This window comes from Planktothricoides raciborskii GIHE-MW2 (assembly GCF_040564635.1).
GTDB classification, from domain to species: Bacteria; Cyanobacteriota; Cyanobacteriia; order Cyanobacteriales; family Laspinemataceae; genus Planktothricoides; species Planktothricoides raciborskii.
In genome coordinates, this window is the sequence record NZ_CP159837.1 from 5,898,646 (window position 1) to 5,912,510 (window position 13,865).

Below are 13,865 nucleotides of genomic sequence, written 5' to 3' on the forward strand. Positions count from 1 at the left end.
TAATAGCTAATTAAGGAGTCAGAATCGTATCAGTTGAACTCGTACCCGTAGCACCGGAATAGACTAAACCCCGCTCGAGATCCATCGTCAGAATCGATCCTTCGCGAATCTTTTTCGTAGCATTTTTCACCCCCACCATCACGGGAATCCCTAAACGCAAGCCAATGACGGCTGCATGGCTGGTGAGACTCTCTTCTTCAGTAATCACTCCGGCTGCTTTTCTAATCGCATCAATATAATCAGCGGTAGTTTTGGGGGCAACCAGAATTTCTCCAGGGTTAAAATTGGCAACTTCCAAGGGGCGATCGGCAACTCTAGCCCGACCACTAATCGACCCTTGACCCAAACCGACCCCTTTGCCGAGTACAGACGTGACCACTTCTACCTTAATTAAGTCAGTAGATCCCGACATCCCTTGCAAAGTACCCGCCGTCATTACCACTAAATCCCCTTCGGTCAGGAATTCGTTTTCCATCGCCACATTAATCGCCGCTTGGAAAGTTTGACCCGTAGAAGGTAAATCCAGGACTAGCAAGGGTTTAACCCCCCAAACCACCTGAAGTTGACGCGCCACATAAACATGGGGTGTGATCGCCAAAATCGGCGTGTGAGGGCGAAACTTGGAAACATTCCGGGCTGTCGCTCCAGATTTTGTCATGGTCATAATTGCCGCTGCATGGAGTTGTTGAGCAATTTTCCCCACCGCTTGACTGATGGCATTGGGAATAGATAACCCGGTTTCTTGAGTTGTAATTTTACCGATCGCCTGATCCCGTTCAATGCGACAAGCAATCCGGGCCATTGTTTCCACCGCTTCCACGGGATATTTGCCCACCGCTGTTTCGTTGGAAAGCATCACCGCATCGGTGCCATCCAGAATAGCGTTCGCCACATCGGAGATTTCTGCACGGGTAGCCCGAGGGCTGCTCACCATGCTATCCAACATTTGCGTGGCGGTAATCACCGGAATTCCCAAACGGTTGCAAGTAGTAATTAAGCGTTTTTGGATAATCGGCACTTCTTCAGCGGGAATTTCTACCCCTAAGTCGCCGCGAGCTACCATCACCCCATCGCAGAGAGAGAGAATAGCTTCCATTTGCTCAACCGCTTCGTGCTTTTCGATTTTGGCAATCACCGGCACATTCTTATCGGCACTGGAGATAAACTCTTTGATTTCTAAGATGTCTTGGGGGTTACGCACGAAACTCATGGCCACCCAGTCTACTCCTTGGTCAAGACCAAAGAGTAAATCTTCCCGGTCTTTTTCCGTTAGGGCTTTAATCGAGAGATACACTCCCGGAAAGTTTACCCCTTTGTTGTTGGAAAGGACGCCACCAACCACCACTCGACAATGAAGATTACCGGATTCACGATCGATTTTGTCCACGAACATTTCCACCCGTCCATCATCAAGGAGAATGGTGGCGCCTTCGGGAACTTCATCGGCGAGGCGATCGTAGGTGACACAAGCGATCTCTTGGTTGCAAGCCACGGGGCGGCTGGTTAGGATAAAGCTATCCCCTTTTTTAACCTGAATTGAGCCTTTTTCAAATTTGCCCAAGCGAATTTTTGGCCCTTGCAGGTCTTGTAAGATGCCGACGGGCTGATTCAGTTCAAAGGAAACCTGACGGATCAAGCGGATACTCCGCTGATGATCTTCGTGACTCCCATGAGAAAAGTTCAGGCGTAAAGTGGTTGCACCTGCTTCGATTAAATCGCGCAACACTTCTGGTTTACTGGTTGCCGGTCCAATAGTGGCGACAATCTTTGTCCGACGCAAAAAATTTCGCATTTCCATAAGCAGAAAGCTAAGGGATAGATGGGGATAAATGATAAATAAGGATTAATGGATCATCACCAAATCCTGCGGATTTTTGTCTGGAAGTCTTTTAGAATAAACCATTGTGGATCGCCCCGCCCTTGATTACCCTTGATTACCGATGGAATTCCATCGCAGAAATTTGACCTGAGTCAAAATTTCTTCACCAGTCCGGCAGCTTAGAATATCATTGCCAGTTTCAGAGGCAAGAAATTCCCCAGGTGAGCCAAGGATTTCGGCGATCGCGGCAGGCCATCTTGGGGATGGGTTTGCTCGATCGCCGGGACACAAATCAGACAAAAACAACACAGTTCTGACAGATAGATGGGAGATGAACCGTCGGGTTGAATTGAAAGCAACCTTATTAACTGTCACTGTATTTATAAATAAAACTTATAAAATGTTCACTTATAAATACAATTATTTACAAATATTTACAAAAGTTTATATAATTCGGTTCATTATCGTATACTAAGCCTTAATTTATTGAAAGGAGTACAAAACAAGATGCCAGAGGCCCAGCACCCCACGCTGACGATTCCCAAGGAGTTTCTCGGGCCCCCTCCTGGCAGGATTAATCCCAACCTACTTATGTTTGTAGCCGCCGTGACTTTGGTTATCATGTCTACGATTGGTTACTGGCGTTGGGACTGGCCGGGGTGGTGCTGCTTTACGATTAATGTGATCGCGTTGCACCTGTCGGGGACAGTGATTCACGATGCTTCACACAATGCAGGGCATCGTAATCGTATCGTGAATTCCATCTTAGGGCATGGTAGTGCCTTAATGTTAGGATTTGCTTTTCCAGTTTTTACGCGAGTTCATTTACAGCACCATGCTCATGTCAACGATCCTGAGAAGGATCCGGATCATTTTGTGTCTACAGGGGGCCCGTTATGGCTAATTGCCGCCCGCTTTTTTTACCATGAAATCTTTTTCTTTAAACATCGTCTCTGGCGAAATTATGAATTGTTAGAGTGGTTTTTCAGCCGGTTGGTGGTGGTAGCTGTGGTCTATGCAGCGATTCAATATGATTTTTTGCCTTATATCCTCAACTATTGGTTTTCCCCGGCTTTAGTGGTTGGTTTGGCTTTGGGATTATTTTTTGATTATTTACCCCATCGCCCTTTTGAAGAGCGCGATCGCTGGAAAAATGCCAGAGTTTATCCCAGTGCCATTCTTAATATCTTAATCTTGGGGCAAAATTATCATTTAGTCCATCATTTGTGGCCATCTATTCCCTGGTACAAATACCGTCCCGCCTATCATGCGATGAAACCACTTTTAGATGCTAAAGGAAGTCCACAATCTTTAGGCTTGCTCCAAGGGAAAGACTTTTTTAGCTTTATTTATGACATTTTTTTGGGAATTAGGTTCCATCATTCTAAATCTAAGGAAAAAGTCTCATAAATATCTGATAAGATTTCCCCGGATTATTTCCCATGATTGTAAGGCGATCGCACCTTAATTATTAGAGGCGCGATCGCTTTTTCATCTTCCATAAGGATAAAAGCCAACGTAAGCATTCAGGTATCAGCTTTCATCTGTCAGGAAATAGGAAACAGGAACGAGGTAATATAACCTCATAACCTCATAACCTCATCACCTCATCACCTTAATGGGGCAATAAGACAATGGGGCAATTAATTGCCTTAAATTGCCCCAACAAAATCTCCTCAACCTCAAAATAATCCGTCAATTTTCGGTTTCAGAAAATTTACTCACCCGTAATCGAGAGATTTTCCACCCAAACTCGCGGAGAAATGCCCCCAGGGGTCAGTTCGGCTTCCGCTTCTAAAAATACAATTGATTTGAGAAATTCCAGAAAATCTCCCGCCACCGTAGCGGATTCTATGCTGATTTTTTCGCCACCCTTAATTAACCAACCATCAAAGGGTAAAGAAAAAGACCCCTGCAAAGCTTGAACCCCCGCATGGAGTGCTTGCAAATCATCAATTAATACCACATTATCGGCGGTTTCTAGACTGTACTCTGTCTCTGGTGTTGCCCCACGGAAAACATGATAAAAATGGGGACTGACCGTTACTTTCGCCCCAATATTCGCGTGTCCTGTGGGTTGAGCATTCATCCGTTTAGCCGTACCTGCACTATGAATAAAATTGCTCAAAATTCCCTCGGTAATTAGCGGGACTCGACGAGTAGGTGTTCCTTCCCCATCAAAGGTAGTAAAAGCCACATTATTCGGATGCAAGGGATCGTCACACACAGACAAGAAAGGAGAGGCAATTTGCTGCCCTAAGGACTCTGGGGTTGAAAGACTTTGTTTGTCTAAAATATTCTGGGCATTAAAGATATTAGAAAAGGCTCCCAAGAGACTTAAAAAGGCTTCCGCCGAAAAAACTACGGTATATTTCCCCGATGGGATCTTTTCGTAGTTTAAGTGACTAATGGTTTTCTCTGCCGCTTCTTTAATGCAACCAGAAATATCCAGTTTGTCCAAGTGACTGCCGATCCGATAAGCCCCAGCACTGCGGGGTTTTTTGTCCGGTTGTTCGGTTTTGGTGTATAGGTAAAGGGAGGTATAAGAAGCCCCTTCTGCCCGAGCAGCCCCATCACTATTCAGATAAAATCTGTCAATGTCTCGTTGGGCTAATCCATTATAAGGAACACTGGCGATCGCTTCGTGAGCCGCCAGCAATTCTTTCTCCGCCTTAATTAAAGTTTCGATCAACGTAGAAACCTGGACTTGTGGCATTTTGGCATCTTGTTTGGCCAAAGGCACTGTGGCTTCTGGACTAAAATCAGGCACATGTTCTGTGACCCCAAAAAAACTGGCTTCATAAGCCGTTTTTAAAGCTAATTCTAATCCTAATGGATTCACATCTGTAGTGGAAGTAATCCCCATTGTATTCTGCTCATTCCAGACGCGCACCGTGACCCCAGAACGTTGGGAAGCTTTCACCTGTTTCGGTTCACCATTGTCTACCTGCACGCTATTTTCATCCACGGCAGACCCGTAGATATCAAACTTTTTAATTCCTAGTCTTTTAGCAGTTTCTTGGGTTTGGGATGCTAGTTGATTAATCTCGATCATTGCTCTTTTTTTGGTACTTCTGTTGTTGGGTGTTGGTTGTTGGTTGTTGGTGGGTAGGAATTCTTTTGTTCGTTGTTGGTGGGTAGGGATTCTTTTGTTGGTTGTGGGTTTTTGGGTAGGGATTCTTTTGTTTTTGGTTTTTGGTTGTAAGTCAATCCTCAGTAAACGGTCATTGGTCATAATAGCCAAAACAAAGAACAAAGAATAAAGAACCAACAACAAATAACAAAGAACAAATAACAAAGAACAAATAACAAAGAACAAAAGAAAAATGAATTAAAATTACCGTCCACCCACGGTAATCGAATCAACTTTAATATGAGGCTGTCCCACAGTGACATAAACGCTGCCACTGACCGACCCGCAAAAACCAGCGGCGAGTCCTAAATCTTTGGAACACATAGAAATTTTATTCATAATTTCCTTTGCTTCCCCGATCAAAGTTGCCCCTTTCAAGGGTTTGGTAATCTTGCCATTTTCAATTAAATAGGCTTCATCAACCCCAAAATTAAATTGTCCGGTTGCCCCGACACTACCGCCGCCCATTTTTTTGCAGTAAATGCCCTTATCAATGGAGGCAAATAAATCGTTAATTTCATAATCTCCGGGAGCAATATAAGTATTCCGCATCCGCGAAGCGGCAGCAAAGGCATAACTTTGGCGTCGTCCACTGCCGGTGCGCGGGTGTCCGGTGCGAATTGACCCGGTGCGATCGGCAATAAAGTTTTTCAGAATCCCATTCTCAATTAATAACGTGCGCTGAGTGGGCATTCCTTCGTCATCCATATCAATGGTGCCAAAAGCATTTTCTGACAAGCCCTCATCCCAAGCGGTTAAACTTTCGTGGGCAATTTTTTCCCCTTTTTTGTCAATAAATGGCGTGGTTTTCCGTTCAATTTGCGTTGTTTCCAGCAGGTGTCCACAAGCTTCATGGAAAATCACACCGCCAAATTCATTGGCCATAATAATTGGATAAGTGCCGGATTCTACATAGTCCGCATAGAGCATTTTCCCCGCAGAATCGGCAATTTCATCCGCCAATACCTCAAAATTCCAATCCCGCAAAAAGTTGGGATCGCTGGTATCTCCCACCCGCTTATTGATCGAAGAACGATGGGCGCCATCGGCACAAAGTAGGTTGTATCCGACGGTTTGAGTCAGGCGAATGTCTCGAGCAAAAGTGCCATCACTGGAAGCCACTAACACTTCTTGCCAGTCCCGGAAATAAACCGCCCGTCGGGATTGAACGTGAGACGCTTTTTGTTTTAGTTTGGCATTCGCATGGAGGAGAATATCGCTCATTTCACTCATGGGGCTACATTCGCTCAACCAGCCTTCTTTGCCTTTGAGGAGGGCATAGTCTCTGAGGGGTTCCAGGTTAATTTCTGGGATATATGCATTTGGACTGGGTAGCTGTAGCCCTAAAATCGAAAGTCCTTTTTCTAGGGCTAATTTTAATCCGCTAAAAGATAAATCGTTGGTGCTGACGTAGCAATCAGCGGTGCCGCGAAATACCCGCACCCCGGCGCCGGTGGAAAGACGCGGGGAGATGCTGCTAATAATGTCGTCTTCGGCAAGGCAGTTAGTGTAGTTGGTTCTTTCGAGAAAAAATTCTACGAAGTCCGCCCCCGCTGCCCGTCCTAAGCCTAGGAGGGTGGCTAGGGGTGCTTGCCAGGTGGAGTCAAAGCGATCGCCTCTGGAGGTGTAATTGAGATTCGCTAATTCTTGGGAAATACGGGGAACCAGTGTTTGCATGGGTAATTATTGTTTTTGATAGAATAGAACCACAACCGTCTATGGTTCCGGCTGTACTTGACAATTCTGTTTAATTGTTTAGTTTAGCAGATGTAAAGATATTTTGCGGACTGATTCAGCCATTTAGATACAAAGGATACAGGGAAAGATATTCTTACTGTCTTTTATCTCCTGTATGTGCTTTATGTCTTTTATCTCCTGTATGTGCTTTGTGGTCAGGGTAATTGGGGAGATAGACAAGGAGAAGTAAACCATTCACCTGGGAAATAAACACGCGATCGCCAAGGTAAATTAAGGTAAATTAAGGTAAATTAAGGTAAATTAAGGTAAATTCAAGTAAATTAAGGTAAATTGGTGACTGGGATTGGTAAATTAAATATGAGATTAAGTTGCTTTACTCAATATTCTAGCAAGAGAAATTTAAATCAAGCCATTTCTCTTGATTTGATTGACTATTTATCAAAAAATTAATAATTTATATATGATTAATTATTTAAGTACGACCTTACTTACTCTGGCAGTGACCGAAGACCGAAATAGGATCTCGCTGGATGCAGCTTTATGCTATAGATTATATCTAATAATCAATTAGATACTTGATTTGAAAATAAACTAATTAAATGTATATCTCACCCGTTGACGACAAAGGTATGGTGGTAGCAAAACAAGGGATGGTGACTCAATTTACCGCTATACCAGAGTACAAATGAGTGAGATATGAGTGAAATATGAGTGAAATATGAGTGAAATATGAGTGAAATATGAGTGAACGAATGCTATTAGTGGTAAAGCTTAATCCCTATAAGCTATAGATTATAAGGATTTAGATTAAATCGGGATGACAGGATTTGAACCTGCGGCCCCCTCGTCCCGAACGAGGTGCGCTACCAAGCTGCGCTACATCCCGGAATTTTTTTTCAGCTTTTAGATTGTAACATATGATAGCCGATTTGGCTAGGATATTAATGACGTTATTTTTTAGGGAAACAAAAGGGTGACTGTAAAGCCAGACTGGTTAAGGGTTAAAGCGCCGCAGTGGCAGCGCGTGGGCAGCGTTAAAGAAATTTTACGGGATTTAAGGCTGAATAGTGTTTGTGAGGAAGCGTCTTGTCCCAATATGGGGGAGTGTTTTCACAACGGGACGGCAACTTTTCTGATTATGGGACCGGCTTGTACTCGTGCTTGTCCCTATTGTGATATTGATTTTGAGAAAAAACCTCAACCATTAGATCCCACTGAACCCAAACGATTAGCTGAAGCAGTGCAGCGGATGAATCTTAGGCACGTGGTGATTACTTCGGTGAATCGAGATGATTTGCCAGATGGGGGGGCGGTTCAGTTTGTGCGGTGTATTGAAGAGATCCGCCTCGGTTCCCCAGGTACGACGATTGAGGTGTTAATTCCCGATCTCTGTGGGAATTGGGATGCGTTGGAGTTGATTTTGCAGGCGCGTCCAGAGGTACTCAACCATAATACAGAAACAGTGCCTCGTCTCTATCGACGGGTGCGTCCTCAAGGGAATTATCAACGCACTTTGGATTTGTTAAAACAGGCTAGAACAATTGCTCCGGGAGTGTACACCAAATCTGGGATTATGGTGGGACTGGGAGAAACTGATGAGGAAGTTCAACAAGTGATGCGTGATTTGCGATCGGTGGATTGTGATATTTTGACCTTGGGTCAATATTTACAACCCAGTCCTAAGCATTTGCCGGTGGAGAGTTGGATTCCACCAAGTCAATTTGAGTCTTGGAGAGAGTTTGGGGAATCTGTGGGTTTTTTACAGGTAGTGGCTTCTCCTTTAACTCGGAGTTCTTACCACGCTGAACAAGTTAGGGCGTTGATGGAACTTTATCCCAAATCAGCCCGGGTTGACGCTTAAGTCTTGAGTGAGATGGGAATATGAAGCCAAAAACGTTGGCAATTTTAGGGGCAGGGGCTTGGGGAACTACCCTGGGGCAGCTTGTCAGAGAGAATGGCCATGAAGTGCGCTTGTGGTCGAGGCGATCGCCGGACAGTCTTGGGCAGGTTGTCGCCGGATCTGACATGATTTTGTCAGCGGTGTCGATGAAAGGAGTGACGGCAATTGTGGAGCAAATCCATGACTGTCGTCTTTCGGCAAATACGATTCTGATTACGGCGACCAAAGGATTAGATCCCCTAACGACTTGTACCCCTTCCCAACTCTGGGAACAAGCGTTGGGCGATCGCCCCGTGGTGGTTCTGGCAGGTCCCAACTTGTCCAAAGAAATTCAACAAGGTTTACCTGCCGCTACGGTGGTAGCGAGTCACAATGTCACCGCCGCCCAACAAGTACAAGGGGTGTTTTCGTCCCCCAGTTTTCGGGTTTATACCAATTCAGATCCTTTAGGGGTGGAGTTGGGGGGGACTCTGAAAAATGTGATGGCGATCGCAGCGGGGGTCTGCGATGGTTTGGAACTAGGCACCAATGCAAAAGCGGCACTCTTGACGCGAGGGCTGGCGGAAATGATCCGCGTTGGCACCCATTGGGGCGCCCAAACAGAAACCTTTTACGGTCTATCAGGATTGGGAGATTTATTGGCCACTTGTAATAGTCCTCTAAGTCGTAACTACCAAGTTGGCTATCAGCTAGGTCTGGGTAGATCGCTCTCGGAAATTCTGGCTTCTTTAGAAGGCACTGCTGAAGGAGTGAATACTACTCAGGTATTGATTCAACGGGCGCAAGCGCAGAATATTTCTGTACCGATTTCTTATCAAGTTTACAAATTACTTCAAGGAGAGATTACCCCCAAAGCAGCGGTAGAGGCGTTAATGTTGCGAGACACTAAGCCAGAGTAGGATCGATTGATTTAGTTTTTATGATGGATCTTCTGAGTTTTGTTGGCTGGGGTTGCGATTAGGTGACGGAGAAATAGACCGAGGCTCTTTTTTAGTTTGCCGATGATTGCTATTGCCGCCCCACTGCATATCGATCTGAAATAAATTGCCGAGAGGATGAATTTGAAATCCTCTGTTTTTATATTTTTTGGGTAATAAGTTCTCTGGCACGGTACTTTGATTTCCATCGCGAATAATGGGGCGAAAGAATTTCAATCCCCGCAGCATTGCAATCGTCGCGCAGATGCTTTTGCAATTCTTAAATAAGATCGTATTTTTTACTAGGCTGATTTGTATAAGTTTCTATCTCATACTTTACCGATAATTCACCCAGTTATAAGTGTAATATGCGGGTGGATCTGGTAAAAAATAAGGAGTTGTTTCTGCCGCATCATTGACAACTTCAGAGACTTTTTGCCACGGCACATCATACCCAAAATTGACGTTAATGGTAAGTGCTACCGGAATGTTGTGATCTCCCATGGGTGCATTGTAATTGAAGATGTTCGTGGAAAGTAAGTTAGAGTTGGGCAAGGTGACAATCACATTATCATCGGTGAGAATGCGTGTGACTAAAAGAGATTTTTCGATCGCATCCCCTTGAGTATCTTCAACTTCAATGCGATCGCCGATTTGAAATGCCCTAGTATAGATTAAAATAATCCCGGCAACAGCATTGGATAGTGCGGCAGAAGACCCCAAAGAAAAGAGCACTCCTAGAAACAGAGAAACCCATTGAAAAGCAGGAGAACCAAATCCAGGAAAATAAGGCGCACCCATGACCAAAGCTAGGGCAATAATCCCCAATTCCACCAATCTATAAGTCGGTTATGCCCAGCATAAAATACAGGAAAATAAATTCTTTATTTACTAATTTTAGTAAAAATAAATTTAGAAAAACGGAGGCCATAATAACTAAATAATACAATTGGACTAATGAAAAAAAATAGGAACATAATTTATCATCTAAAGCTTATATTTTATAATATTTAATATTTTTATGCAAAAAATATATTAAATAAAATTAATAACAAAATCCAGTATTTAATTGATTTAAACTTGGTAATAAAAGAAGAAAATAAGGTGATAAAATCGCTTATGATTAAATATACTTTTTTTATTTAATGGCGAATTATATTCACTATAATAGCGAGATAATGAATTTATTTTGCGCGATGAAGCTTTAATTAAAAATGATAATATAATGAAAATTATCAATGATTGTGTAAGCGATCGCCAGTCGATAATTCAAGCGATTATCATTGATAGTTAGGGATAGTTAGGGATGAAATTTTTTTCCAGGTTTGATTCAACCAGGTATCGCTAGAAAGGCTTTTCGGTTCACTGCCTAAGCTGGTTTTTTGTCGATAGTCTTTAAAAAATTCTTGAATTTTTTGTAAATAAATATAACTTAATTCTCTGGGAGTAGTGTTAGCGGCTTTGGCGTCTTCCTCCGTGATTTCGGTAATGATGGTACTCCCATAAAAAATGACCATCGTTTTCCCTCGTTCTCCCACTTGCAGGGACTCAATGGGCATTAAAGTATCCTTAGCGAACAGTTCTACCTGTTTGGCGATTTTCTGCGATCGCTGTTCTGGGGAGATCCCCTGAACCGTGTTCGGAATCTCAAATAATGAGTAACCTTCCACCATCACTGGCAATCCCTGGATTTGACGATCTGAGGTATCCGGTGGTTGAGATCCAGCTAAGGTGGGCGCTGAGACGATTAAACAGGTGATTAAAGCCAGAGCGACCAGTGCTTGCCAGTATTTTTTCATAGGAAAGTCAAAAAATTAGGCTATAATTACCTCTCGAATGAGCAAGTTTTGTCAAGGTTGCTAATTTATCTCCATCAAGCTGACTAAAATGAGTGAATTTAACCAAAAACCTAAATCATATGCTTTAGAGAATCTAGAAAATATGATTCTTGAGAGTTTCAATTTTCATCAAAATGACAAGGAAGATGAATTTAATCGGTTGCCGGAGATTTTAGTCGCTCCTGACCTGTTAAAAATGCGCGATCGCATGAGCCAATTAGAAAAAGAATTTTTTGGCATTTTCACGAATGGATAAAAAATTAATTTCTTAGAGATATTAAATAATCTTCGATGATTTTTCAGCAATTAGAAGCTATTAAAGCCAAAATACAGTAAATTAAAAGTGGCATTATTAGTAATAAACTAAACACCATTATTATCGTCAAAAATAAATAAATTCAAGCAATTAACATTGCCTAACTATTAAATACCACTATTTATTAAATACAGGAAAAAATCCTGAATAAAACCAGATATAACTGCCATAAATTTTTAGTATAATTTTAATATTATATCGATATTTAACAAAACTTTAGAAATAAAGTGTCAAAAAACTATGACAAAAACTCTATTTAATCGAGAAAAAAAATAAAATATATTCGCATTAGAGTAATTTTTTCCAGATATAACATTCAAACAGTATCACATAAACTGCAAATAATTAAGTCAAAAATTAAGTTTGGTAAACTTTGGGAAAACGTCAGTCCCCTGAATGCTCTTCAGACTTTAAACTCCAGGAATTGATGAGAAATTTATGAGAAAATTTTCCTATGGGAGAGATCCACCTAGATCGTAACGAGATCGAGAAGGAAGATCGATGCATAAAAAATGCGCTCGTAAAATGCAAAAATAAATATAAAATCATCATTTTTGCTGCCTTGGTTTGCTCAAGTTGCTCCGCAAAAATGGACAGGGGAGAAGGAAAAAAATAGGACAGGGACGTAGCAGTACAACTATACAGAGGCAACGGAACAATGGAGCCCGATTCCTAAATCATCAATCTGGTAGTGGCGATCGAGGTACTGCCGAAAAATAACCGGGGGAAGGGGGGATTTAAAAGATTAAGGAGGCGATCGCAGCGGAATTACCTAACTTTTATTTATGTATAAATTAACGTTTATAAATAAAAATTATTAAAAGTAAATTATGATTGTCTCTCTTATGGCCGACCGCGCTCATGCTGCCTCAGTCAGGAGTCGTCTAGCCTGATGTTAACACTTCAACAATCCGACTCGGTTTTAATATTTCATTTCTCAAGAGGGAATGCTTTATCTATACCTATTGAACTGAATCGCATCGGCTATTTTTCGCACATATGGATTTAGACTATAGATAAGTAAAAGCACCCCCAGGGTATGTTGTCCAACGGATTCACCGGATGGAGATAGCTTGACTGAGTGCTAATTTGGGAAAAGAGTTCTATTGCTTTTAACAGTTAGATAGCTTGATCGAGGATGAAAAACTGGGGTAAGTTAGCGTCCACCATAAATCTATCAGATAGATTCGCCGTTTACTATATCAATCTCGATCAACCTATGTTAGTATGTTGGCGGTTATATAAGAAGACTGGCTAATTCCTGATAATTGCTAAGTGGCTTATATAGTGAGTTGCCTAGATTCGATCTAGATATTCTGAGTCAAAAAAACCGAGGCAACTTATATAGAATAGGAGGAAGAATCAAGATGACTAACAACCAACCAGATTTAGGTCAAGGTTTTAACAACATTGAACAAATCCGTGAGCTTTTATTCGGCACTCAAATGAAACAGGTGAGTAGTCGATTAGATAGTCTGGAAGCTGCACTAAAAGAGCAAAAAGAAGAGACAGAAAAGCGGCTTTTTGTTTTGAGAATAGAAACCGATAAAAGCTTACAAAAATTGCAAGAATCTCTGTCCACAGAACTTCAGACTTATATGCGGACTTTAAGTGAAGAACTTAAGGCCATAAAAGAGAAAGGTATTAAAGATAAAGACGAAATCGACGAACAAATTGAAAGCATTAGTAAGCGGCTTTCGAGTAATGTTGCTAATCTGGATGAAGCAATTGATAAGCAAACGCGATCGCTGCGGGATGATGTCCTGTCGAGTCATAAAAAGCTTCAGGGCGATCTGATTCATATGAAAAAGCAGTTGTTGGAAAACTTTGAAAAACGCTTATCAACTTTAGGTTCTAGCAAAGTGAGTCGAGAAGATATCGCTGATATGTTTTTTGAGATTGTGCTAAAACTTAAAGGACCGGAACAACTTCAGCTAAAAGGAACTGAATTCCCCTCCACTTGGGAAGAAGAAAATACCTCAAGCAAATCTGAGTATCTCTTGCTGGAAGAATCTCAGGGTAATGGTTAATCTCCCTGATCCCAATATCATCATAGCATGAGTCCGCTCAAGAATACAGGAATATTCTTGGCATTTGGTCTTCTTCTGACCTTAGAAGAAGGCCAAAAGTGTTTTTTTGATTGGCATTATTACCCAAAAATATAACTAAAAGCATCTTTATATTCTGGATTTTCAAATCTTAAATAACTATAAATACCTAACTAATTTAAACACTAATGTTTAA

Annotated in this window: 12 protein-coding genes and 1 tRNA gene; 5 read left to right on the top strand and 8 right to left on the bottom strand. The window is 42.0% G+C overall.

Annotated features, from left to right (window positions below; translation table 11 throughout):
* Positions 1-10: 10 nt before the first annotated feature.
* Positions 11-1,798 carry a pyruvate kinase gene (gene pyk, locus ABWT76_RS25155; protein WP_054464758.1) on the bottom strand — a complete coding sequence of 596 codons (1,788 nt, stop codon included), beginning with the start codon at positions 1,796-1,798 and terminating at the stop codon, positions 11-13.
* Positions 1,799-1,998: 200 nt separating this feature from the next.
* Positions 1,999-2,178 carry a hypothetical protein gene (locus ABWT76_RS25160; RefSeq protein WP_156331511.1) on the bottom strand — a complete coding sequence of 60 codons (180 nt, stop codon included), beginning with the start codon at positions 2,176-2,178 and terminating at the stop codon, positions 1,999-2,001.
* 148 nt (positions 2,179-2,326) lie between these two features.
* Between ABWT76_RS25160 and crtR the strand changes: the two genes are divergently transcribed.
* A complete protein-coding gene (gene crtR / locus ABWT76_RS25165) occupies positions 2,327-3,229 on the top strand; it encodes a beta-carotene hydroxylase (protein ID WP_054464760.1) in 903 nt (300 codons plus the stop codon).
* 307 nt (positions 3,230-3,536) lie between these two features.
* On the opposite strand, the gene ABWT76_RS25170 is transcribed toward crtR, so the two are convergent.
* The 3 genes from ABWT76_RS25170 to ABWT76_RS25180 form a co-directional block, all read right to left on the bottom strand.
* Positions 3,537-4,874, bottom strand: a complete 1,338-nt coding sequence (locus ABWT76_RS25170) for a TldD/PmbA family protein (RefSeq protein WP_054464894.1) — start codon at positions 4,872-4,874, stop codon at positions 3,537-3,539.
* A 282-nt stretch (positions 4,875-5,156) separates the two neighbouring features.
* Entirely contained in the window at positions 5,157-6,629 is a 1,473-nt protein-coding gene (locus ABWT76_RS25175) for a TldD/PmbA family protein (protein WP_054464761.1), read from the bottom strand.
* A gap of 833 nt (positions 6,630-7,462) precedes the next feature.
* Positions 7,463-7,536, bottom strand: a tRNA-Pro gene (locus ABWT76_RS25180).
* 87 nt (positions 7,537-7,623) lie between these two features.
* On the opposite strand from ABWT76_RS25180, the gene lipA reads away from it, so the two are divergent.
* Both lipA and ABWT76_RS25190 read left to right on the top strand, forming a co-directional pair.
* Positions 7,624-8,511 (top strand): lipoyl synthase, encoded by an 888-nt coding sequence (gene lipA, locus ABWT76_RS25185; protein ID WP_054464762.1) that lies wholly within the window; start codon positions 7,624-7,626, stop codon positions 8,509-8,511.
* Between the two features lie 20 nt (positions 8,512-8,531).
* Positions 8,532-9,449, top strand: a complete 918-nt coding sequence (locus tag ABWT76_RS25190; protein WP_054464763.1) for an NAD(P)H-dependent glycerol-3-phosphate dehydrogenase — start codon at positions 8,532-8,534, stop codon at positions 9,447-9,449.
* Between the two features lie 18 nt (positions 9,450-9,467).
* Here the strand turns inward: ABWT76_RS25190 and ABWT76_RS25195 are convergent, their stop codons facing one another.
* The 3 genes from ABWT76_RS25195 to ABWT76_RS25205 form a co-directional block, all read right to left on the bottom strand.
* Positions 9,468-9,716 (bottom strand): hypothetical protein, encoded by a 249-nt coding sequence (locus ABWT76_RS25195; RefSeq protein WP_054464764.1) that lies wholly within the window; start codon positions 9,714-9,716, stop codon positions 9,468-9,470.
* A gap of 87 nt (positions 9,717-9,803) precedes the next feature.
* Positions 9,804-10,301 carry a mechanosensitive ion channel domain-containing protein gene (locus ABWT76_RS25200; protein WP_354635122.1) on the bottom strand — a complete coding sequence of 166 codons (498 nt, stop codon included), beginning with the start codon at positions 10,299-10,301 and terminating at the stop codon, positions 9,804-9,806.
* A 446-nt stretch (positions 10,302-10,747) separates the two neighbouring features.
* On the bottom strand, positions 10,748-11,266 hold the full coding sequence (locus ABWT76_RS25205; RefSeq protein WP_054464766.1) for a hypothetical protein: 519 nt from the start codon (positions 11,264-11,266) through the stop codon (positions 10,748-10,750).
* Between the two features lie 88 nt (positions 11,267-11,354).
* Between ABWT76_RS25205 and ABWT76_RS25210 the strand changes: the two genes are divergently transcribed.
* Entirely contained in the window at positions 11,355-11,561 is a 207-nt protein-coding gene (locus tag ABWT76_RS25210) for a hypothetical protein (protein ID WP_054464767.1), read from the top strand.
* Between the two features lie 1,427 nt (positions 11,562-12,988).
* Entirely contained in the window at positions 12,989-13,651 is a 663-nt protein-coding gene (locus ABWT76_RS25215; protein ID WP_054464768.1) for a hypothetical protein, read from the top strand.
* The last annotated feature ends 214 nt before the right edge of the window (positions 13,652-13,865 follow it).

What these genes read in the sequence shown, in the direction of transcription:
- pyk (WP_054464758.1), bottom strand. Translation starts at nt 1,798, where the DNA reads ATGGAAATGCGAAATTTTTTGCGTCGGACAAAGATTGTCGCCACTATT.
- crtR (WP_054464760.1), top strand. Translation starts at nt 2,327, where the DNA reads ATGCCAGAGGCCCAGCACCCCACGCTGACGATTCCCAAGGAGTTTCTC.
- ABWT76_RS25170 (WP_054464894.1), bottom strand. Translation starts at nt 4,874, where the DNA reads ATGATCGAGATTAATCAACTAGCATCCCAAACCCAAGAAACTGCTAAA.
- ABWT76_RS25175 (WP_054464761.1), bottom strand. Translation starts at nt 6,629, where the DNA reads ATGCAAACACTGGTTCCCCGTATTTCCCAAGAATTAGCGAATCTCAAT.
- ABWT76_RS25190 (WP_054464763.1), top strand. Translation starts at nt 8,532, where the DNA reads ATGAAGCCAAAAACGTTGGCAATTTTAGGGGCAGGGGCTTGGGGAACT.
- ABWT76_RS25195 (WP_054464764.1), bottom strand. Translation starts at nt 9,716, where the DNA reads ATGCTGCGGGGATTGAAATTCTTTCGCCCCATTATTCGCGATGGAAAT.
- ABWT76_RS25205 (WP_054464766.1), bottom strand. Translation starts at nt 11,266, where the DNA reads ATGAAAAAATACTGGCAAGCACTGGTCGCTCTGGCTTTAATCACCTGT.
- ABWT76_RS25210 (WP_054464767.1), top strand. Translation starts at nt 11,355, where the DNA reads ATGAGTGAATTTAACCAAAAACCTAAATCATATGCTTTAGAGAATCTA.
- ABWT76_RS25215 (WP_054464768.1), top strand. Translation starts at nt 12,989, where the DNA reads ATGACTAACAACCAACCAGATTTAGGTCAAGGTTTTAACAACATTGAA.